The organism is Streptomyces sp. NPDC017225 (assembly GCF_044331465.1).
Classification (GTDB): Bacteria; Actinomycetota; Actinomycetes; order Streptomycetales; family Streptomycetaceae; genus Streptomyces.
The window spans coordinates 16,354-36,611 of the sequence record NZ_JBIRNE010000039.1 but is presented as its reverse complement, the minus strand read 5'-3'; the positions used below and the strand labels follow the sequence as shown (position 1 = coordinate 36,611).

17 protein-coding genes and 3 pseudogenes are annotated in these 20,258 nt (G+C 68.7%); 11 read left to right on the top strand and 9 right to left on the bottom strand.

Annotated features, from left to right (window positions below; all coding sequences use genetic code 11):
* Nucleotides 1–91: 91 nt before the first annotated feature.
* Nucleotides 92–1,582 (bottom strand): UDP-N-acetylmuramoyl-L-alanyl-D-glutamate--2,6-diaminopimelate ligase, encoded by a 1,491-nt coding sequence (locus ACH4NX_RS37980; protein WP_351402564.1) that lies wholly within the window; start codon nt 1,580–1,582, stop codon nt 92–94.
* A gap of 734 nt (nt 1,583–2,316) precedes the next feature.
* On the opposite strand from ACH4NX_RS37980, the pseudogene ACH4NX_RS37975 reads away from it, so the two are divergent.
* Nucleotides 2,317–3,609: pseudogene (locus tag ACH4NX_RS37975) on the top strand (IS256 family transposase).
* A 399-nt stretch (nt 3,610–4,008) separates the two neighbouring features.
* Here ACH4NX_RS37975 and ACH4NX_RS37970 read toward each other — a convergent pair.
* From ACH4NX_RS37970 to ACH4NX_RS37960, 3 genes are read right to left on the bottom strand one after another with little or no spacing between them, the layout of a single operon-like run.
* Complete coding sequence (locus ACH4NX_RS37970) at nt 4,009–4,674, bottom strand: hypothetical protein (protein ID WP_351402536.1); 666 nt, start codon at nt 4,672–4,674, stop codon at nt 4,009–4,011.
* 60 nt (nt 4,675–4,734) lie between these two features.
* A complete protein-coding gene (locus tag ACH4NX_RS37965; RefSeq protein WP_351402538.1) occupies nt 4,735–5,634 on the bottom strand; it encodes a hypothetical protein in 900 nt (299 codons plus the stop codon).
* A complete protein-coding gene (locus tag ACH4NX_RS37960) occupies nt 5,631–7,364 on the bottom strand; it encodes a hypothetical protein (protein ID WP_351402540.1) in 1,734 nt (577 codons plus the stop codon). The genes ACH4NX_RS37965 and ACH4NX_RS37960 overlap by 4 nt, the downstream gene beginning before the upstream one ends.
* 85 nt (nt 7,365–7,449) lie before the next feature.
* Between ACH4NX_RS37960 and ACH4NX_RS37955 the strand changes: the two genes are divergently transcribed.
* The 4 genes and pseudogenes from ACH4NX_RS37955 (at nt 7,450) to ACH4NX_RS37940 (ending at nt 12,000) form a co-directional block, all read left to right on the top strand.
* On the top strand, nt 7,450–8,178 hold the full coding sequence (locus tag ACH4NX_RS37955; protein ID WP_351402542.1) for an NrtR DNA-binding winged helix domain-containing protein: 729 nt from the start codon (nt 7,450–7,452) through the stop codon (nt 8,176–8,178).
* A 126-nt stretch (nt 8,179–8,304) separates the two neighbouring features.
* Nucleotides 8,305–9,123: pseudogene (locus tag ACH4NX_RS37950) on the top strand (IS5 family transposase).
* A gap of 239 nt (nt 9,124–9,362) precedes the next feature.
* Nucleotides 9,363–9,566 (top strand): annotated as a pseudogene (locus ACH4NX_RS37945) (IS3 family transposase); the annotation flags it as partial.
* A gap of 289 nt (nt 9,567–9,855) precedes the next feature.
* On the top strand, nt 9,856–12,000 hold the full coding sequence (locus tag ACH4NX_RS37940) for a cellulose binding domain-containing protein (protein WP_398129188.1): 2,145 nt from the start codon (nt 9,856–9,858) through the stop codon (nt 11,998–12,000).
* Nucleotides 12,001–13,196: 1,196 nt separating this feature from the next.
* Here ACH4NX_RS37940 and ACH4NX_RS37935 read toward each other — a convergent pair.
* Both ACH4NX_RS37935 and ACH4NX_RS37930 read right to left on the bottom strand, forming a co-directional pair.
* Nucleotides 13,197–13,433 carry a hypothetical protein gene (locus tag ACH4NX_RS37935; protein WP_351401630.1) on the bottom strand — a complete coding sequence of 79 codons (237 nt, stop codon included), beginning with the start codon at nt 13,431–13,433 and terminating at the stop codon, nt 13,197–13,199.
* 65 nt (nt 13,434–13,498) lie between these two features.
* Nucleotides 13,499–13,744, bottom strand: coding sequence for a hypothetical protein (locus ACH4NX_RS37930; RefSeq protein WP_398129189.1), 246 nt, complete (start codon nt 13,742–13,744; stop codon nt 13,499–13,501).
* 295 nt (nt 13,745–14,039) lie between these two features.
* Here ACH4NX_RS37930 and ACH4NX_RS37925 point away from each other — a divergent pair, with 295 nt between their 5' ends.
* A complete protein-coding gene (locus ACH4NX_RS37925; RefSeq protein WP_398129190.1) occupies nt 14,040–14,615 on the top strand; it encodes a hypothetical protein in 576 nt (191 codons plus the stop codon).
* Between the two features lie 193 nt (nt 14,616–14,808).
* On the opposite strand, the gene ACH4NX_RS37920 is transcribed toward ACH4NX_RS37925, so the two are convergent.
* A complete protein-coding gene (locus ACH4NX_RS37920) occupies nt 14,809–15,666 on the bottom strand; it encodes a hypothetical protein (RefSeq protein WP_398129191.1) in 858 nt (285 codons plus the stop codon).
* Nucleotides 15,667–16,205: 539 nt separating this feature from the next.
* Between ACH4NX_RS37920 and ACH4NX_RS37915 the strand changes: the two genes are divergently transcribed.
* The 3 genes from ACH4NX_RS37915 (at nt 16,206) to ACH4NX_RS37905 (ending at nt 18,022) form a co-directional block, all read left to right on the top strand.
* Nucleotides 16,206–16,949, top strand: coding sequence for a hypothetical protein (locus ACH4NX_RS37915; protein ID WP_351401621.1), 744 nt, complete (start codon nt 16,206–16,208; stop codon nt 16,947–16,949).
* A gap of 125 nt (nt 16,950–17,074) precedes the next feature.
* Nucleotides 17,075–17,557 carry a hypothetical protein gene (locus ACH4NX_RS37910; RefSeq protein WP_351401619.1) on the top strand — a complete coding sequence of 161 codons (483 nt, stop codon included), beginning with the start codon at nt 17,075–17,077 and terminating at the stop codon, nt 17,555–17,557.
* 246 nt (nt 17,558–17,803) lie between these two features.
* Nucleotides 17,804–18,022, top strand: a complete 219-nt coding sequence (locus tag ACH4NX_RS37905) for a hypothetical protein (protein ID WP_398129192.1) — start codon at nt 17,804–17,806, stop codon at nt 18,020–18,022.
* A 153-nt stretch (nt 18,023–18,175) separates the two neighbouring features.
* Here the strand turns inward: ACH4NX_RS37905 and ACH4NX_RS37900 are convergent, their stop codons facing one another.
* The gene (locus tag ACH4NX_RS37900; RefSeq protein WP_398129193.1) at nt 18,176–18,793 is read right to left on the bottom strand and encodes an NUDIX hydrolase; all 618 of its coding nucleotides are present in this window, start codon (nt 18,791–18,793) and stop codon (nt 18,176–18,178) included.
* 108 nt (nt 18,794–18,901) lie between these two features.
* On the opposite strand from ACH4NX_RS37900, the gene ACH4NX_RS37895 reads away from it, so the two are divergent.
* Nucleotides 18,902–19,102 (top strand): DUF4240 domain-containing protein, encoded by a 201-nt coding sequence (locus tag ACH4NX_RS37895; protein ID WP_398129194.1) that lies wholly within the window; start codon nt 18,902–18,904, stop codon nt 19,100–19,102.
* A gap of 28 nt (nt 19,103–19,130) precedes the next feature.
* Complete coding sequence (locus tag ACH4NX_RS37890; RefSeq protein WP_398129195.1) at nt 19,131–19,460, top strand: hypothetical protein; 330 nt, start codon at nt 19,131–19,133, stop codon at nt 19,458–19,460.
* A gap of 156 nt (nt 19,461–19,616) precedes the next feature.
* On the opposite strand, the gene ACH4NX_RS37885 is transcribed toward ACH4NX_RS37890, so the two are convergent.
* Nucleotides 19,617–20,096: an SMI1/KNR4 family protein gene (locus ACH4NX_RS37885; RefSeq protein ID WP_398129196.1), complete on the bottom strand. Its 480-nt coding sequence runs from the start codon at nt 20,094–20,096 to the stop codon at nt 19,617–19,619.
* Between the last annotated feature and the right edge of the window lie 162 nt (nt 20,097–20,258).

Here is a 20,258-nt window from a genome sequence, read left to right as displayed (position 1 = left end):
CGACGCTCGGGCCCTCGGCCTGCCCACCCTCAGCTCACGGCACGAAAACGGGCCACCGACTCCGTCGGCGGCCCATCACGAAACTTCGAGGCTAGTCCCGTACGGCTGACAGCTCGCGCACCGTCGCCATATCGCTGAACGGGATCAGCTGGTCGCCGACGATCTGGTACGGCTCACTGCCCTTCCCCGCGACCAGCACGATGTCGGCCGGCCCGGCGGCGGACAGGGCGAAGGCGATGGCGTCGCGGCGGTCGGCGATCCGCTCGAAGGGGGTGCCGGTGGCCGTGAGTCCCGGAGCGATCTGGTCCATGATCGCCTCGGGGTCCTCGTCACGGGGGTTGTCCGATGTGAGCACGCACAGATCGGAGTGGGTCCCGGCGATCTCGCCCATCTGGGTCCGCTTGGTGACGTCCCGGTCTCCTCCGCAGCCGAAGACCGTGATGACGCGTGCAGCGGCGAAGTCCCTGATGGCGGCGAGCACCTTGTCCAAGGAGTCGGGCGAGTGCGCGTAGTCCACGATCACGGAAGCGCCCTGCGGGGTCTCGAGCCGTTCCAGCCGCCCGGGGACCGGGGGCATCCGGTCGAGCGCCGCCACCAGACCGGTCAAGTCATGGCCCAGCAGATGGCATGCGGCCAGGGCGGCCAGGGCGTTGGAAACCGAGAACCTGCCGGGGACGGGGATCGCGGCCGGATACTTGCGCCCCTCGTGGTGGAGCGTGAACCGCGTGCCGAAGGCATCCATGTCCAGGTCGGTCGCCCGGTAGTCGGCTTCGGAGTCCAGGGCGTACGTACGGACCAGACCCGGCATCATCGCCGGAACCAGCGCGCCGACCGGGTCGTCCGCGTTGACCACCGCGCGCCGGCAGAGTCCGTCGAAGAGCCGGAGTTTGGCGTCCCGGTAGTGCTCCATCGTGCCGTGGTCGTCCAAGTGGTCCTGGGTGAGGTTGGTGAAGATGCCCACGTCGATGAAGGAGTGGTCGATCCGGTGGTTCAGCAGGCCCATCGAGGTGGCCTCCAGGACCACGGTGCCCGCCTCGTGATCGCGCATGTGTCCCAGCAGATACTGGAAGTCAGGTGACTCCGGAGTGGTCAGCACCGAGCGCGGCATCGGGATCAGCTCGTCCCCGATCCGGTTCCCGCCCGTCCCGATCACACCCACCTTCTCGCCCTCGGCGATCCGCAGCACGGACTCCACCATGTACGAGACGGACGTCTTGCCGTTGGTGCCGGTGACGGCCACCATGTCCATCGCCCGGCCGGGCTCCCCGTAGTAGCGCGAGGTGATCAGCGCTGCGGCCTTACGGGTGTCGGCCACCCGCACGACGCAGGCGCCTTGTGCCGACGGCCATACCGCTGCGGGAAGACCGGCCGCGGGCTCCTCGACGAGTACCGCGACGGCGCCCCGCGCCAGCGCGGAACCGACGGCCTCGGGGCCGCCCTCGCGGTGCCCGGGCACCGCGAGGAAGAGCGAACCAGGCGAGACGCGGTGGGCATCCAAGCATGCTCCCGCGGTGACTCTCGTCCCCGGATCGCCCAGAAGTAGTTCGTGATCGTGCCCGGCCAGCAACTCGCTCAGCTTCACAGGGGTCCTCTCAGGATGCGGCCGGCCCGCCGGGTCGCGGGAAGCGATACCGGCGGCACGCCAGGGGCGCGGGCGCAGGGGAAGTGCGGTTCAGGGATGCACGGTGCGGGAGCCCGCGGAACCCTTCGGCGAAGACTCAGAAGGAGGCCGCGGCGCGCCGGGTCCGCCGTTGAGGTGCTGCCTGCCGGCGCCTGGGCATGGCGGGACGAGGGAAGCGGGAGAACCGGATGCGCGGGCCCGTCGGGAAAGTTGCTAGCCGTGACCGTGCAGCGCACGGCAGCGCGCACGGGGCGCGACGGGACCCAGCGGTTGAAGGGCTCGGACCGACCCCTCCGCCGCCGTATGTGTATGCCCCATAAGGCGAGTGTACGTGCCCCGAGCGCCCGCCCCTACGGGAACGGAGTGCGCGACCGACCGAAGTCGCCCATCCCAAGGGAACACTTGCATACCCCCCATCTCCGGCGCGGCGATGCAGGAGCCCAGCTCTCCCGCCCCGATCCGATGCCCCACCACGCGGCCTTGGCGATCACCTCATCCACCACTGGGCATGCTGCGGGCCTTCGACACGTGCGTACGCCTGCGCTACGCGAGTGAGATCCGCGCCCTGTACGGCACCGCCGTGGGTGATCCGCTGGACCGCTGCAACCGGCTGCGCCACGTCCGGGACGAGCCCGCGCACCGGCTGCGGGACTGTAAAACGATCGGTGTAACTCCTGATCAAGGAAGATGCATCGATGACCAGCGACAACGTGACCGAGGCCGAGTCCGTCAAGGCCGCTGAGCCGCAGCCGGCGAAGAAGGTGGACGACCAGCTCATCGACGAGTTGGTCGGCCGCGCTCAGGCCGAGGGCCTGCAGCTGACCGGCGAGGGCGGGCTGCTCCAGCAGCTGACCAAGCGGCTCCTGGAGTCCGCCCTGGAGGGCGAGATCACCGACCACCTCGGCTATGACAAGCACGACCCGGCGGGGAAGAACGGCGGCAACAGCCGCAACGGAACCCGTGGCAAGACCGTGCTGACCGATGTCGGCCCGGTGGAGACAGCCGTGCCCCGTGACCGCGAGGGCTCCTTCGAACCGAAGATCGTCAAGAAGCGGCAGAAGCGTCTGTCGGGCGTCGACGAGATGGTCATCTCCCTGCCGCGAAGGGGTTGACGACCGGCGAGGTCCAGGCTCACCTGTCCGAGGTCTATGGCGCCGACGTGTCGCGCCAGACGATCTCCACGATCACCGACAAGGTCCTCGAGGGCATGGCCGAGTGGCAGAACCGGCCCCTGGACGCCGTCTATCCAGTGATCTTCATCGACGCGATCCACGTGAAGATCCGCGACGGCGCGGTCGCGAACCGGCCGATCTACGTGGCCCTCGCGGTCACGGTCGAGGGCCGGCGGGACATTCTGGGGCTTGTGGGCCGGCGACGGCGGCGAGGGTGCCAAGCACTGGATGCACATCCTCACCGAGATCAAGAACCGCGGCGTGAACGACGTCCTCATGCTGGTCTGCGACGGGCTGAAGGGGCTTCCCGACGCGGTGGAGACTGTCTGGCCGAGGACAATCGTGCAGACCTGCGTGGTGCACCTGCTGCGGAGCTCCTTCCGCTATGCCGCCCGCCAGGACTGGGACAAGATCGCCAAGCTCCTCAAGCCCGTCTATACCGCGGCGACCGAGGAAGCCGCACTTGAGCGGTTCGCGGAGTTCGCCGACGCGTGGGGCAAAAAGTACCCGGCGATCGTCCGGCTCTGGGAGAACGCCTGGGAGGAGTTCACTCCGTTCCTCCGGTTCGACACCGAGATCCGCCGCATCGTCTGCACGACGAACGCCATCGAGTCGGTGAACGCCCGGATTCGGCGGGCGGTCAAGGCTCGCGGGCACTTCCTGAATGAGCAGGCCGCCTTGAAGTGCGTCTACATGGCGATCATGTCGCTGGACCCGACCGGCAAGGGCCAGGCCCGCTGGACCATGCGCTGGAAGACCGCCCTGAACGCCTTCGATATCACCTTCGACGGCCGCCTCTCCGCAGCACGCCAATAACCCTCAACAACCCCAGTTACACCGCTCTTTTGACAGCCCCGTGATCTGCTGATGCCCGATCGGCTGGGCGCCCATGGTGGGCGGTCGTCATATTTCGACGAGGTGCCTACCCACACCGAGGCCTTGGTGAAAGCTCACCAGGCGGCCAGCAGGGACGTGGAAGGCCGGGGCAGCTATATTGCCGGCCTGCCCCTGGCGAACGCTGAGCAGCCCGCTGCATCGCGCGGCCGCCCCAGCCCTGGCCGATCCGGAAAGCGGTGGCCAGGAGTGCTCACAGCACGTAGCTTCCAGCAGGTCGCCGCGAGGGCGGCATGAAGCGGGCAGTGGCCTCCGATTGCCGACGATGGCTGCCTGTCCTGACGGGCAGGAGGCGGGGCGACGCTGTACGGTCAACCGGCGTCAGTGCTGTGGTGTGGTGCGAGTTTCTGTGCTGTTCGCCCATGCTGTGTCGAACTGCTGGAGGGCGATGGTGTAGAGGAGACCGGGGGCCCGTGCGTAGAGGCAGGGTGAGTTTCTGCCGTGAGCGTTGTCGCTGTAGAAGGTGAGGTAGGCGGCTTTGTCGGTGGCGACAACGCGGCAGGTGTGGGGGAGGTTGTAGCTGTGCAGCTGGATGTTGCGCTGTGTGCGGGCGGCTTCGGTGAGGTAGTCGATGTTGGCGCGCACCTGGCTTCTGAGCAGGTCCGGGGTGAAGCCCGGGTCGAAGCGGGAAACATCGTGCGAGCGACGGTCGAGCCAGGAGTCGTGCGGTGTGTCCGGGTCGGGCAGCAGGATCTGGACGGACGCGGGGGAGAAGTCGCCTGACCAGAGTGAGGCGAAGGCTTCGCGGGTGAGTATGTTGCCGCGTCCTGCCATGACTTTGATCCAGCGGGCGCGTGCGAGGTCGCTGGTCATGTTCTGCTCTGCTGCGGATTGGCGGCGGTAGACGCGGCGGAGTCCTGTGCCGGTGAACCAGGAGCAGGCGGCGGTGAGCCACCACAGGGGGCGTGAGGCGCGCAGGAGGCTGAGGGCGAGCAGGAGGGCACTGGTGACGAGGGAGCTGAGTATCCCGAGCAGGAAGGCGTTCATGCCGAGGCTCCGGTGGTAGAAGTTGTCTCCTTGGGCTGTGCCTGCGGCGCTCGGGCCGGGTCAGCAGAGGTAGGGGAGCAGTCGGCTCAGAACATGGGCGGCATTCCTGGCGGCGAGCTCGTGATGGCCGTGGCCCTTTTCTTCGTCGGCGTTGTCAGATACGCCGCGGATGACGATCCAGCCGGGGTTCGCTGTGCCGTGCACTGAGTTCTCCTGCCAGTACTGGCTGAGCCCGCCGGCTTCCATGTCCACTGCGAGGACTTTTTCGTGGTAGGTGGTTAGGTAGGTCCGCACGTCACTGGACCGGTCGGCGATGACGGCTTCGCCGGACCCTATGACTCCGGGGTATACCTCGTACTGGTCGTTGGCATGTGCGGTCATTTGACCGTTGATGCCTGCCGGCGTCCCGTGGTCGGTGAAGTAGGCGTTCACGGCGTGAACGACTTGCGCGGGAGCTTGTCGATGTTCTCCGCGGCGGCGGGTGTCTCCCCGAGGGTTGATCTTGCGGCTCTCGTAGTAGACGACGTCGGTGGAGACGATGACGTTGCCGATACGGGCGTGCTCGTCGTGGATGCCGCCTCCGACGCCGACGAGGGCCCACAGACGGGGGCTGTAGTGGCGTCGGAGGTTTTCCAGGGCGGCCATGGTGGATCGCTGGCCCTGGCTCTGCGTCTGTGTGGCCACGATGCGCAAGGTGGCGCCGGGGACGGTGTGCTGGCCCTGGTAGAAGTAGAGGCCGCTTGGCTTCTTGTGCCGGTGCAGTTTTAACGCGTCGATCACGGAGCGGAGTTCTTCGCTGAGGATGGTGACGATTCCGAGGTCCCATGGGGCGTCCGCTTCGGTGGCGGGCTCGGCGCAGTGCGGGGGTGCGGTCGTGGACGTTTGAGCGTTCGCTCCGATCGCGATGTTGCTGAAGTGGTTGTTGTTGCCGTGGCTGGTGATGCCTTGGTTGTTGGTCATGGGGTTGCTCCGTTGTCGGGCTGTGCGGGCTGATTCGCGGAGACGCTGACCTGAGCCGCGTCGCCTACGGCGTTGTTGGTGAAGCTGTTGTTGTCGCCGAAATTGAAGATTCCGCTGTTGATTATCTTGAGTGCACGGTCGTTGAAAGCGGACGTGTCGACATCTTTGGTCTGCAGAAAATCGCTGGTGGCGCTCAAGAGACGTTGCTCTATGGTTTTCATGCGTCCGAGAATGTCGCTTTTTTCGAATTGGACCTTGCTCCAGGCCTGGGACGATTCTTCTCGTATGCTGACGCGGCTGCCGATGAGGATGTTGCGGATCGGCGTGGTGGTGAGGTCACGGGGCAGAACGGCGGCTTTGGCCAGCGCGTAGAGGTAACGGAGGATTCGCCACGAGTGCTGGATGTCGGATGGCAGTGCGGTCAGTTCGTTGAGGGCTGCCCATATGACGGCCGTGGTGCCGTGGCGACCGAACTCTTCAATGCGCTGGAATGACCGTGGTGTGTGTGCGAGCACGCATGCTGCGGTGGACAGGCTCAAGGTTCGTCCCTGCAGGCTGACGTGCAGGAGGACGGTGGCGACGAATTCGGCCCCGTCGGCGGGTGTGGTGACCTCGAGGAAGTGGTGCTGCTTCGATTCCGGCGTGTTGATGATGGAGCGCAGTTCGCTGCGGGTGAAGTGGTGAGGAAGGAGCGATCGGTCTGCGGCGACATCGGTCTCGGCGACGTAGACGCGGTCACGGACGTGTGCCGGCAGACGGACGTCGTGACTGTCAGTGTTCAGCGGCAGGACGGCTTCGCGTAGGTACTCGACAAGTTCGTGTGCCTGGAAAGGCGGTGCCGGGTGCTCGCGCTCTTGCAGTGGTGCATCGTCGGTCTCGGGCCGCAGCAGTTGGATGCTCATCGGCGGGTTCCACTGGTAGACCAGTTCGCCGGCTCCGATGAACGGTGATTGGTCACCGAAGAGCGTGAACGCGGTGAAATCGTCGTCCTCGTCGTCGCTGTGCCGGGTGCGGCGGTACACGGCGCACATGTGGTGCTGCTGGCGGTCAGCCGCACGCTGCCGGCCGGACAGGCGGACGGGACGCAGCGAAGGTGTGCGCAATATGCGGTTGAGGATCAGCTGGCGTGCGGCTCCGACGGCGAGGTAGACGAGCGTGACCGCCATGGTCAGGAAGAGCGCCGTCAGCCCTTGCCGTGGATAGAGGATTGCGACGACCAGGATGGCCAGGGCCAGCCACAGCGCGGCCGTGGTGACACGTTTGATCGCGTATGCCTTGCGCGTAGTGATGCGCGGGAGGAGAAGTCTGAGGAGGAAACGATGGGCCCGCAATGGCCCCAGGCCGCGACCTCTGGACTTCTGGGCCGGAACTGACTGGCGATCGACGCTGTGAAGCAGCGTGGTGAGACGGAGCAGTAGCAGAAGGCCGAAGCCACTGGCGATGAGGATGGCTGCGGGAACGGCTCCGGTGAGGACGGGACCGACGACTGCAGCGAGGGTCGCGGTGCGCGGGAGCGCGCTGAGTGCGGCAGCGCGCCATGCGTGATGCATGACGGGGACGATGTCGAAGCCGTAGGAAGGGGCGACCCTGCGGTGTGGCGCGGTGCAGACCTGGCCGATCACAAGGTCACGGAAGCGTTCGTCCACGTAGACGCCGGCACAGAGATGGCGGGTGGCAGTGGTGGGTTCGAGCGATGTCTCCTGTGCTGGTGGCGCGTGGGAAGTGGTCATGTCCTGCCCCCGGCTCCTACAGTTATGGTTGCTGCGACCATAAGTGCAGGCAGAGTTTAAGTCAATGAGACCTTTAGGGGTGCAGGTGGATGACTGGCTGAAAGACTCGAACGAGGTCGAACCCTCGTGGCTGACCGTGGACCTCGCGATCTTCACCCTCAAAGACGACCAGCTGATGATGCTCCTGATCGAGCGCGGTCTAGAACCTTTCCTCGGCAAGCCCGCAATGCCCGGAGGATATGTACAGAAGAACGAAACCCTGCGCGACGGGGCTCTGCGCGAGCTGGCAGAAGAAGCCGGCATCGACGGCAGCCGCCTACACCTGGAGCAACTCGGCACTTACGGCGACCCCGGACGTGATCCGCGGGGCAGAGTGGTGACGGTCACTTACCTCGCACTGGGGCCAGACCTGCCCAACCCCGTGGGCGGAACAGACGCCGAACGTGCCTTCTGGGCACCCGCGGCGCGCCTGGAGGACGGCACGCTCAGCTTGGCCTTCGACCATCAGACAATCCTGACCGAGGCCCTGGAAGAGGTCCGCAGGCAACTCGAGTACACCGCTGTGGCCACAGCCTTCTGCGGCGAGACATTCACACTCACAGAACTGCGCACGGTGTACCAAGTCATCTGGGGACAGGACCTGGATCCCAGCAACTTCCGCCGCAAGGTGCTCAACACCTCAGGATTCGTGCAGTCGACAGGCCACCAGCGGTTGCCTCCCACCGGGCGCCCGGCCGCTCTCTACCGCCTTGGGGAGGCATGGCTGCTCAGCCCGCCTCTGCTGCGCGCTACAACATCCCGTCGACGAGTCTGAGACGATTCAGGCTGAGGAGACGGTGAGCCACGGGCCAATTACGGGTGTGCGCCCGATACGCCTCACTGGCTCTAACAAAAGCTGCTGATCATGAGACTGTTGGCCTGCTGTCTCGTATGTCTTGTCATGGGAAACCGTCAGTCGCGACCGTGGATTGTGTCGGATGAACTGTGGTCGCTGGTCGAGCCGTTGCTGCCGAAGCCGGGACCGAAGAAGGTCGAGGGCAGACCTCGGGTGCCGGACCGGCAGGCTCTGTGCGGGATCCTCTTCGTCCTGCACACCGGCATCCAGTGGGAGTACCTGCCCCAGGAACTCGGCTTCGGCTCGGGCATGACCTGCTGGCGGCGCCTTGCGGCTTGGAACGAGGCCGGCGTCTGGGACCGCCTGCACGCACTGTTGCTGGAGAAGCTGCGGTCGATGGACCGACTGGACTGGGAGCGGGCGGTGATCGACTCCTCGCACGTGCGGGCTGCCCGGCGGGGCCCAAAAGTGGGCCGAGCCCGGTCGACCGTGCACGGCCGGGCAGCAAGCACCACCTCATCGTCGATGGACAGGGCATCCCTCTCGCGGTGTCGCTGACCGGCGGAAACCGCGGGCGACGTCACCCAACTCGAGCCGCTGCTCGACAAGATTCTCGCCGTCGCGGGCCGGGTCGGCCGCCCCCGGCGACGCCCCGACGCACTGCTGGCCGACCGCGGCTACGACCACGACAAGTACCGCCGCCTGCCCTGGCAGCGAGGGATCCGCCCCGTGATCGCGAAGAGAGGCGAGCCGCACGGCACTGGCCTGGGCATCTTCCGCTATGTCGTCGAGCGCACGATCACCTGGCTCCACGGCTTCCGCCGCCTGCGCGTCCGCTGGGAACGACGCGACGACATTCACGAAGGTTTCCTCGGCCTCGCCGTCTGCCTGATCACCTACCGGCACGCCCAACGCCTTTGTTAGGACCTCTTAACGGACGGGCGGGATGGGCGGTACGGCCGAGGCCGGTGATCAGGGCGCGCTCGGGCCGGTTGCGCGGCGGCCGGGCCCGCCACGCCGCACCCGCCGTCGACACGGCGTCCGGGCCGGGACGGAAATCGCCGGGCCCCCGGTGCTGTTCTCCGGGCGCTGAGCCCCACCAAGGGGTGAGGCGGGACGCTCCCGCCGGATGGCGGAACTGCTGTGATCATTCGCTGCGCAAAGCCGCCATGGAGAGCTTCTTCGCGCTGCTGCAGAAGAACGTCCTCGACCGCCGCACCTGGGCCACCCGCCAGGAGCTGCGGACAGTGATCGTCACCTGGATCGAACGGGCCTACCACCGACGCCGGCGCCAGAGGCGCCTGGGCCGATTAGCCTCTGTCGAGTACGAGACCGTCACGACCCCACCCGCAGCTCTGGCTGCATAAACGCCGCTGTCACCCGATCATGCAGCAGTCCCGCTTGTACCAGGACCGCCGACGCCCGCGTCACCAGCCCGCCTCCGCCTGCCTGGTGGAACGCGGAGGCCGAACGGCTCGCCCCGCGGCGGCACGGGTGGCGGTCATCGGATCGCCCTGGTCCGCACCATTGACGCAGTCATGCCTCCCCCGCATCATCGTGGGAGCGCTCCCACTAGCGTCGCGCCGAAGGCACCCCACCGATCACACACCGGGCGTCCTGCCGGCCGACGCGGCGCTCGCCCGAGGAGGACACGTCATGCCGCTCGCACACCTCCCTCGCACCAGCCGGTTAGGCCGGCCGCCCCGCAGAGCCGGAAGAACAGCGGGCAGGCGCCCCGCCGCCGCGCTCTTCTGCGCCCTGGCCACGGTCGCCGCCCTCGCCGCCGCTCCCTCGGCGCCCGCCGCGACCGGCCGGACCGCCGCGGCGACGGCCGCCGACGAGGCGTCGACCGTCGAGGTCTCCGTCAACGCGGGGGTGGGGCTCGGCACCATCGACAAGGCTGCGTTCGGCGTCAACCACGCGCTCTGGGACTCGCACATGAACGACCCCGAGGTGACCGGCCTGCTGGGCGACGCGGGCGTCGGCGTGATGCGCTACCCAGGCGGCTCCTACGGCGACATCTACCACTGGAAGGACCACACCGCCCCCGGCGGTTACGTGGCTCCCGGCACCACCTTCGACGAGTTCATGGGAAGCGTCCGCGCCTCCGGTTCCCAGCCGATGATCATCGCCAACTACGGCACCGGCACACCGCAGGAGGCCGCCGACTGGGTCCGGTATGCCAACGTCACCCGCGGCTACGGGGCGAAGTACTGGGAGATCGGCAACGAGATCTACGGCAACGGCCACTACGGCAGCGGCTGGGAGGCCGACGACCACCCGGACAAGAGCCCGCGGGAGTACGCCCGCAACGTCCTCGCCTACGCGGAGGCGATGAAGGCAGTCGACCCGACGATCAAGATCGGCGCCGTGCTGACCACCCCGGGCGACTGGCCGGACGGCATCGTCGGCCCGGGTGACTCGGCCGACTGGAACCACACGGTGCTGTCCGCGGTCGCCGGGACGATCGACTTCGCCATCGTGCACTCCTACCCGGGCGGCGCCACCGCCGACGAGGCCTTGGACCGGACCGCCCGGCTGCCCGGACAGCTCCGCGAGGTCCGCCGGCAGATCGACCAGTACGCCGGGGAACGCTCGTCGAAGATCGGCATCGCACTCACCGAGGTCAACTCCAACGTCCAGATGAACAGCCGCCCCAACGGCCTGTTCGCCGCGGACACCTATATGACGGCGCTGGAGAACGGCGTCTTCAACGTCGACTGGTGGAACGTCCACAACGGGCCCACCAAGGTGGAGACGGTGGACGGCGACACCGACTTCAACGACTTCGGCCTGCTCTCCAGCGGCGGCTGCGTCGGCGACGTCTGCCAGCCGGCCGTGAACACGCCGTTCCACCCGTACTACGGCATCAAGTCGCTGACCAAGCTGGGCCGTCCCGGTGACACGATGGTCGCCTCCGCCACCGACAGCGACCAGGTCTCCGCGCACGCCGTGCACCGGGCCGACGGCACGCTGAGCGTGATGCTGATCAACAAAGACCCGCTGAACTCCCGCACCGCGGACATCAGCTATGCCGGATACACGCCCACTACGCAGTCACCGGTCGTGCACCGCTACGGCCGCGGCGACACCGATGTCACCCGGGTGGCCGCCACCGCCGGGGGCGACCAGGTGCTGCCGCCGTACTCGATCACCACGATCACCGTCGCCCCGCACGCCGCCGCGGCCCCGGTCGGCGCGCCCGGCGCACCGAAGACCACCGCCGTGGGCAGCTCGAGCGCCACGGTGAGCTGGACGGCCCCAGCGAACGGCAAGGCGGTGCGCTACGAGGTGTACGAACGCCTGGGCAGCAACGCCCAGTTGCTCGGCACCTCGACCTCCACCTCGGCGACGCTGCACAACCTGCCGCCGGGCTCCGAGCACACGGTCAACATCCTCGCCCGGGACGCCGACGGCCGCCTCTCGCGCCCCTCCGAGCCGCTGACCTTCGCCACCACGGCTCCGGACGACAGCAGCTGCCTGGTCAACTACCGGTTGGACAGCGGCTGGGGCAGTGGGTTCGTCGCCACCGTCACGGTCTCCAACGTGGGAGACGCCCCGATCAACGGCTGGACCCTGGACTTCACCTGGCCGTCCGCCGGCCAGTCCGTGCAGAGCTCCTGGAACGCGAACGTCACCAGCTCGGGCACGCGCGTCCATGTGACCGACAACGGCACCAACGCCGAGCTGGCCCCGCGCGGAGGTTCCACCGCCACCTTCGGATTCGTCGGAGCCAACGACGGCGCCAACCCCGCCCCGAGGACGTTCACCCTCAACGGCACTGTCTGCCGCACCTCCTGAGCCGACGCCCGTGGCCCGTTCCGCCCTCCGACGGGTCGGGCCACGGGAGCGCGGGTGCGGGCGCGCCGGGTCAGGTCACCCGTCGCCCACCCCACCCCGAGCGCGGCGACCTGCTGGCGCTGCTCGATGCGCTCTCTCGCCTGCTGCAGGTGCTGATGCAGGCGCCCAGCCGGACCGCTCCGTAGAAGCGAAGATCGGCGAGCCAGTGCTCCGCCGCTTTCCTGCCCCCACCGCGCCCTTCCGGGGTAGCAAGGAGGCGCGCCACGGCGTGATGGCCCTCGGCAGGTCGCCCAGATGTTCCCCAGCCTTGGCATCAGCTTCCTTGTCACTACTGCCGCGTTCGTAACGTCCGGTGCTCAGCCCCCATCGCGACCTGGACCGGTTCCGGTACGGCAGATGGGCCCCGCGCAGCACTCGGCGGTGTGAGGCCCATCCCCCGGATCCCGCACTCGGCCCTGGAGGACTTCCTCGATGACCTCCGTGCGGGTGCTGCCGCGGCGGGCCTGCCCCCTGAGGGGCTACACGCCGGATGGAGTCTGGCGGGATGAGCCCGAGCCCGGACCAGCGCTACCACCTGACCCTGACCGCCGCAGGCTTCCCCACCATGCACGGCGTGGTGGGGGAGCGAGGCCGGGGCCCGCAACAAGTTCGTCGCCTGGGCCGGCGCGTACGGTGTGATGCCGGATGCCACCGTCACCCTGGTCGACGAGGACACCGGCGTGGTGCTGAGGACCTGGCTGGACGAGCCCTGACACCACCCGCCCTTCCCCGCGGCCGTGAGCGGCCAGACTGACGGCTCATCGGCCAGGCGGGTTCAATGATCGGCGCCGGTACGACGAGTGCACCCACACGGGCGGCGTCCTCGCCGAACACCTGATGACGCCCCCTGAGGGGCCGCTCTGAACGGCGCACGCTCAAGTCTGTGCTGCGCGGCCTGGCTGCCGCTGCGCTCGCCGTCCCGCCCCTGACTGTCAGGGCCCGCCCACGCGGCGGAGTCTCTTTCTCTGTCCGAGGCCATCGCGCGTCTGCCGGTGGCGGTCGAGTCTCGTGAGGGTTACGAGACCGGGACGCCTTCAAGCACCGGTGCGCTGAACTCCGGGTTCCGTCTGTGGTCAGGCCAAGCCGGTGAGGCGAGTGGCCGAAGGACAGCTCGGCTGTCCACCAACGGCAGCTCGGCCGCCGACACCGCGATGCCGTCAGGGGGTGACGTAGTCGCCCCAGCCGAAGGTGAGGACGTACGCCCGGCGTGCTGCCTCCCTGCCTTCCTCCGCGGTGCGGAGGAGTGCCAGCATGAGGACGAACCAGGCCGCGAAGCATCCCGCGATGATCAAGGCCCAGCGGGGCCCCGAGAAACAGGCGACCCCGACCACGGCAATGACCGTCACCACCAGGCCGATGTGCGCCCCGCCGACATCCGTCCTACCGTCTGCCATCACAACCCTTCGACGAGCACGGTTGACCTGACGAAGCAAGCTTGGTCAACGCCACTTGACCGAGCTCAGGACGCATCGTCAACAAGTCCGAAACCTTCCGGGAACTGTTCCAAGAAGGCGCGGCGGGCCGGGTCGGTCTCGGCGGCTGCCATCTCCCCGACCAGCTCCACCAGTTCCTGCCGTTGAGCATCGGACAGCGAAGTGACCCGGTGTGCGACGCCCTCCAGCGCCCTGACCGCGTCATCCGGGTCCATCTGCTCGTCCTCGCTGCCTTCGACGAAACACAGGACATCCACCAGAGCCTCGCCCAAGGCGCGAGTCAGGGACGGGTAAGACATCACGTTGGCCTCCCAACAGATCCACGGCAAGATCCGTCATCCCACCACACACCACGGACATCACTCACCGGAGCCTCCACGAGTGACGTGGATAGTGCAGAGCCGACCCGCGCCTTCGGCCGTCTGCCGGGACACCGCAGCAGGATGCCGACGCACCGCCTGGATTCCGCGAAACTGCGGGGCGAAATCTGCTGCCCAACGCCATAGCGGGTAGCACATAGTGGAGCCACACATCACCGATCAACTCAGCACTCTGGAGCATGCGGCCGTGACGACCGTGCACACCGAAACCTCTACCGAGCGGATCCCCGGGCGGGCCTGGACCGTCCGCATCGTCGGCCACGGCCGATCCTCCGCCTCCGTCACCTGCAGCACCGCGGCATGCCGGATGCCGGCCCGCTCCGAGGACCTTGCGGCGTTGCGCGCGTTCGCTGCCCGGCATGCCGCCGCCCACGCGAAGGCGGCCACCGTCCGCCCCAACGCCTGGTGCCACTACGGATCCCAGCGCTGCGGCGCTCACCCCGACACCAAGATCCACTGCGCCGGCGCCGTCCTGCTCATCCTGCGCCACGACCCCGTCATGCGCCGCGTCTGGAGCGTCGAGGAGGTCTGTGAAACCTGCGCGCCGCTCAACCCGAACGCCACCGTCCTGGCCCGCGCCGAACGGCCCCGCCGCACCCCCGACCGCCCCACCACGAAGGCGCCGGCGGCCCCTGTGCGGCCGGTCGTCGCGGGCGGCCTCTCCTCACCTGCCGCTCTGGGCGCCGATGATGGGGCTCCGGTGCGGCGCTCTCGGCGCAGCAGCCAGCGTTCCCGACCCCGGCGTTCCGGCCAGGGCTGCTGAAGGACCCGGCCCCGGGGATGGACAAGGACGAAGCCTGGAGCTTGCGGTGGCGTTCCTCGCCGACAGCCAGCGCGATGACGACAACTGCGTGCTCGCCGCGTGATCCGAGGGACCAGCTGCTGCGTGCGGTGCTCTCGCCGTAGCTTCCAGCGGCCGGGGCCCCCGGCGGCCCGGCATGGACGCTGAACCCCGCTCAGCCGCCCGTGAAGTAGGACGGCGGGCGCACACGCATACTGCTGGCGAGTTCAAGCAGAACATCGCTGCTCACTGGCGGGGTGCGGGCCTGGAGGACTGCGACAGCGTCACCGACCCGCGTGAAGTACTGGACGTAGTCGTAGTTCGACCAACGCCATACTCCGGGAGCCACTGGGCTGCAGGCGGGTGCCGGCACAGGGGAGACACTGGTGAGTGCGGCGCAGTGGGAGGGCGGGGTGAAACCCGGCTGTACGGGGCCGACGTGCACCTGGATCTCCTGATGGATCTCCTCCATGGTGGTCGCGCCCTTGCCCAGGCTGTCGGGTGAAATCCGATAGTAGAAGGTCACGTTGTCTGCGGTTGTCGAACCGGTGGTGCCGGCGCCGTTCAGGTGGTAGCCCATGGGCAGTTGCGGCCCGAGCAGGGGGACACCCGCGTCGGCCAGTTCATCGTTCTGCTTGCTCCGGGCGACCTGCGTGGTGGCCAGCGAGTCGAGCGGCATCAGCAGAACCAGGCCGACGGCCACAGCTGCTCGCGGCCAGAGCGGCCTGCGTGACTGGGTGAACCAGGCCGCCACGGCGAACGCAGCCGTGCACAGGCTGGCTTGGACGTACGGTGTGCCACCGGGCAGCCACCAGAGGGGATCGATGCCGCGGACCAGATACCAGCCGATGCCGGTGCCGAGCAGAGCGGTGAGCCACGCCGGCCGGACCGCAAGGACGCGCAGGGCGGGCCAGGTGAGCAGAAAATAGAGAACCGGCAGGAGGTACAACCACAGGACGGCGTAGCCGATGCAGCCAGAGCCCGGCGCGTCCTGGCAGGCACTGGAGTCCAGCAACAGCCACGTCGCGAGCACGGAAGCGGCCGTCGCGACAAGCCCGACCCCGGCAGCCCGTGCCGCCCGCTTCACATACCGCGACCGCTCCGTGACCGCCGGTTCGACTACCGCAGTGCCCATCCCGCCCCCCGACTCGCTCCAGAGCGTAGTGGAGCAGTATCCGTCCTGGCAGCCGACCACTGTTACGCGTAAAATATCCCGCCCTACGGAACGCTGCTGCTGACCGGCGCCCCCGCACTCCCGCCGGGCGGGACGCCGCTGCTCGCTGCCGCGGCGGCCGCCACCACCGGTGTGGGCAGGCTGCTGCCCAGCCGCCGTCCCTGTCGTGCGGTGCCCCCACCGTTTGAGCAGAAGGCCCCCGTGGATGAGTGAGTAGAGCGCGCCCCCGCCCGGTGAGTTCGGTCCCTGGCTGTCCGGGCAGGGCACGGACGCGCACGCCCTGGTGTGGGTGGACCCGCCCGGCCAGCAGCCCGGCTGGTCCGGCGGGCTCAAGTCGGAGCCGCCGACGCTGGGGAGACGCGTATCGCCCATCCCGGCTTCGACCTCGCACGATCACGGTGCAGGAGGTCGCCTACGGCCGTGAGGAGGCGCTCAGCCGCTGGCTGGACCTGGACACGGGCGCCCGCCTGCTGGCCATCGTTACTACCGGCCCCGACGGTCTGCGCGAACACACGCCGGGCGAACTCGCCGTCGTCCGCCTCCTGCACCAGGCGGACGACCCCTGGCTCACCCGGCAGCTGGCCGACTGGCTCCACCGGCGCAGCACCACCGCACCGCAGGGCGTGGACGTGGGGTGGAGCGCCGCGACGGCCGCCTGGACGTGCCACATGCGCGCCCTGAGCGACTACCCGCCGCCCTCTATCGTCTCCCTGGCGCTCAGCGCCGCCGGGCAGGATGCGAGCACCGCGGAGCTGATCGCTGCCACTGGCCAGAACGTCACCGGTCTCCTCGACCGCCTGGAAAACCCCTACTGGTCCCACGGCGAGCTGGTCGACGACTGGCACACCCTTCAGGCCCTGGCCGTCGACGTCCCGGCCTTCGCCGGGACGGCCGACTGGCTCCTGGACCAGATCGCCTTGCGCGACGCCTACGCTCAGCGGCTGCGCGCCGTTCTCGAACCGACCACCAGCACCAGGCGGCCAGCCCCCAAGCCCCCGCCCCGGCACTCGATGAGCAGCGCGCCGCCCACCTCGCGCAGGCCCGTGCCACCGTCCGCGCCTACACCGCCGCCTCCTACTTCGGCCGCCCGCAGGAAGCCCGACGCATCCGGGACTCCTTCCCCGCCCCCACCCGGGCCCTGACCGCCTCCGGCCCGGCAACCGCCTGGCGCCGCGCCTCCACCACCGCCCAGAAGGCCGTCGAGGACCTGGCCGAACAGCGCGCCGCCACCCTCGAAGACGACGCCGACTACCTCGCCGACCCGCGCTTGCTGCACGCCCGCATCGCCTACCTGTCCGCCCGCCTCGGCCAACTGCACGCCCTGCACGACGCCCTCGGCCGCCTCGCCTTCCCCACCGAACCGCCGGCCACCCTGCCCGCAGACGTCGTGCCCGTCGCGGCCGCGCAGACCGAACGCCGCCTCATCGAGGCCTTCGGCACCCTCGACCGCGCCGCCCAGGCCCTCGACGGACAGATCACCTACCAACGCCAACACGGACCAGACGCGCCAGGCACCGAAGCCGACCTCCTGACAGCCGCCCGCACCGCACTGGACCGCATCACCACACCGACGATCCCGCTCGACGAGAACGAGATCCGGGCCCGCCTCAAGCAGGCCATGGCACGCCCCGCCCCTCAGCCCGACCCCGCACCGGCCGGACCCGCCCCCACCGCGGCGCCCCCCGCGCACTACAACAGGCAGGTCCAGACGCAGGCGGCCGGCCCCAGCACACCGGGACTCCACCGGTGACCACGCAGGGCACGGAGCCCCGGTGCTGCTGACGGCCCCGGCCCCGGCCCTGGTCCTCGTGCGAGAGTGCATTTTCGGTTGCTGCTCTCCCCGCCTCCTGTCGACCATGAGGGCCAAGAAGACCCAAGGGGGCCGGATGGGACTCATGCTCAGTCCCGCAGATGACGACGTTGGCGGCCCGGACGTCGGTCGCACTACGGGTACCACCTGTTCAGGCAGTGGCTGGCCAGGGCTGAGGGATTCGCTATGCTCGACATGGTCGGCTTCGGCGGACAGCGTGCGTGGAGCAGCGTCACCACGACGCTGGAACCGCTGCTCCACCATCCCGACGACAGCGGCGACCTCACCCCCGCTCAGTGCGCGGCCATGCTGCCCCGGCTGGAAGAGCTCGCCGCCGAGCGGCTCCCGAAGCCGTCGCCGATCCCGACCTCGAACGGCGCCGCATCGATGACATTTGCCAACTGATCGAGGTCATGAAGTACTGCGTCGACAAGGGCGTCTCGCTCTGCTTCTGCTGACTGGAACAGGGCTGCCCCGCCCCGGACGGCTTGTGCAACGGGGCTGGGTGCAGCGCGTCGGCGTGGGAGGTCGTGGGGTATCGCGGACGGCCGCAGGAGACTACCCGCGATGTCTCGTGGTCCAGGCGTGCTGCAGCTTGCGGGTAAAGCGGTGCATGTGGGGGTCGAGCAGTTCGCCCGGCTCGCGGAGCACCTGCTCGCTGGTCAGCCACCGGATCGCGTCGAACTCACTCTCGTCCCAGGAGGTAATGGTGGGGGCAGCCGCGTTGAGCAGGTACCAGAGGGAGACGTCGGTGTGCGGGCCGTGCCCCCGGGTGCGGGTGACGGTCAGGAAGAAGGGACGCTCGCCACAGACCGGCGATGCCACAGCCTCGATGCCCAGTTCCTCACGGCTCTCACGGACCACCGCCGCCCACGGATCTTCACCCGGTTCGACATGTCCACCTGCCGGCAGCCACAGACCCGCCTTGCGGTGAGCGTCGAGCAGCAGCTGCCCACGCGTCTCGTCCAGGACGACGAAGTAGCTCACCAAGTGCATCGCCGGAACATCCGGCTTGCGCACCCGGTAGAGAGGGGCTCCGCCGTTGATCCACTGCGTGGCGGTCTCCAGATGCGCGTGCTCCACGTCGTCCCACGGTTCAATGGCGCCGATCAGCTCCAGCAGGCGGGCGCGAGGCTGATCAGCAGGGGCGGTGAGCAGGTGGCCGGTTGAGGTCATCTGCGCATGCTGGCAGGAGCCACCGACAACCGTTGCCCGACGGATGAAAGCGATCTCCCGGCCCCAGCGCGAATCGGACGGCGCCCGCGCCCTGGCAGACTGCCCGCCATGGACACCGAAGGGTTCTGGCGACTGCTCGACGCCGCGAAGGACAGCGACCAGTCCCTGGACACGGTTATCGTCGAGCATCTCGCAGCCCTGCCCGCGGAAGGGATCCTCGCCTTCGAGGAACACTTCTCCCGTCTGCGCCACGCGGTCTACCGCTGGGACGTGTGGGCCGCTACCTCATCGGCGGGGCTGCTCCGATGACCGCTTCAGTGACTTCACTGCTGGCCTGGTGGCGCTTGGACGCGAGTGGTACGAGCGGGCAGCCGCCTGCCCCGACGCCCTCGCTGAGCATCCCGCCGTACGCGCTGCGGCAGCCACAGACGACCAGAGCGTCGTCTTCGACGAGGACTTCAACTTCGTGTCGTCCAGAGCCTTTGAGCGGCTGACCGGCGACGCGGACGCCTTCTGGGAGGCATGGGAGGCCTACACCGACGCCCGCACCCCGACCGAAGAGGGCGACGAGGAGATGGGCGAACCGTTCGACTTCAGCGATACCCAGCAGATGCGCCGGTGTCTGCCGCGACTGACCGCGCTCCACCTCGGACCCGGACCAGACTGAGGAACGGCGGTTCGACGTGCTGTGGCCGACTGAGCAGCCACGCGAGCGGTGTTACTCAGCCCGCCACCAGCCCTGTCCGACGTGCCAGTCGCGCACCCAGTGCGCGAAGTTGCTCTCCGGCTGACCGGGCAGGGCGCTGGAATACGGTGCGGCGCATCAGTCTCTGAGCCACCACACCCGGCCGCGTTGCGGCCCGGTCACCACCAGCAGCCAGTACTCACCGGGCCCGTCGGTGCCCAGCAGCACCGAGCCGTGCTGGTACGTCTGGTGCAACGGGGCCGAATGGAGGGCGTCGTCGTAGTAGTCGTACTCCCACTCCCATACCTCCTCGAGGGGGAAGGGCTGAGCAGGCACGCGTGCGGCGGCGCCGTCGAAGGGCTGGGAGCTCGGCCACCAGTCCGCTTCCCAGACAGTCCAGCTGTCCGGCTTCGCCCCCAAGGCCACGAGTCCGCCCTCCTCCGGAGGACCATCGCCGGTGCCGTTCGCGATCTCCGCGACGAAGGTGCGATACGGCTCGGGCAGCACCACCTTGTGCCGTCGCTCCCACGCCCGTAGCTCCTCCCAGCCCAGGGGAGAGTGCCGGACCTGTGCCGGCAGGGCTTCACACAGGTCGGCGATCGCACGCGCATCATCCACGCCCTACAGGTATCAGCGGCCACCGACACCCGCCCACACGCCGACCGTGCCGGGGCGCCGTAGGGCGGACTGCTCCCGTTGAACGCGGCGCCAGGGGCTGGGAGTAGCAAGCACCCCGGCCCGCGCCACCGGACGGGGCGTTGAAGGGGTGCGGCCGGCGCT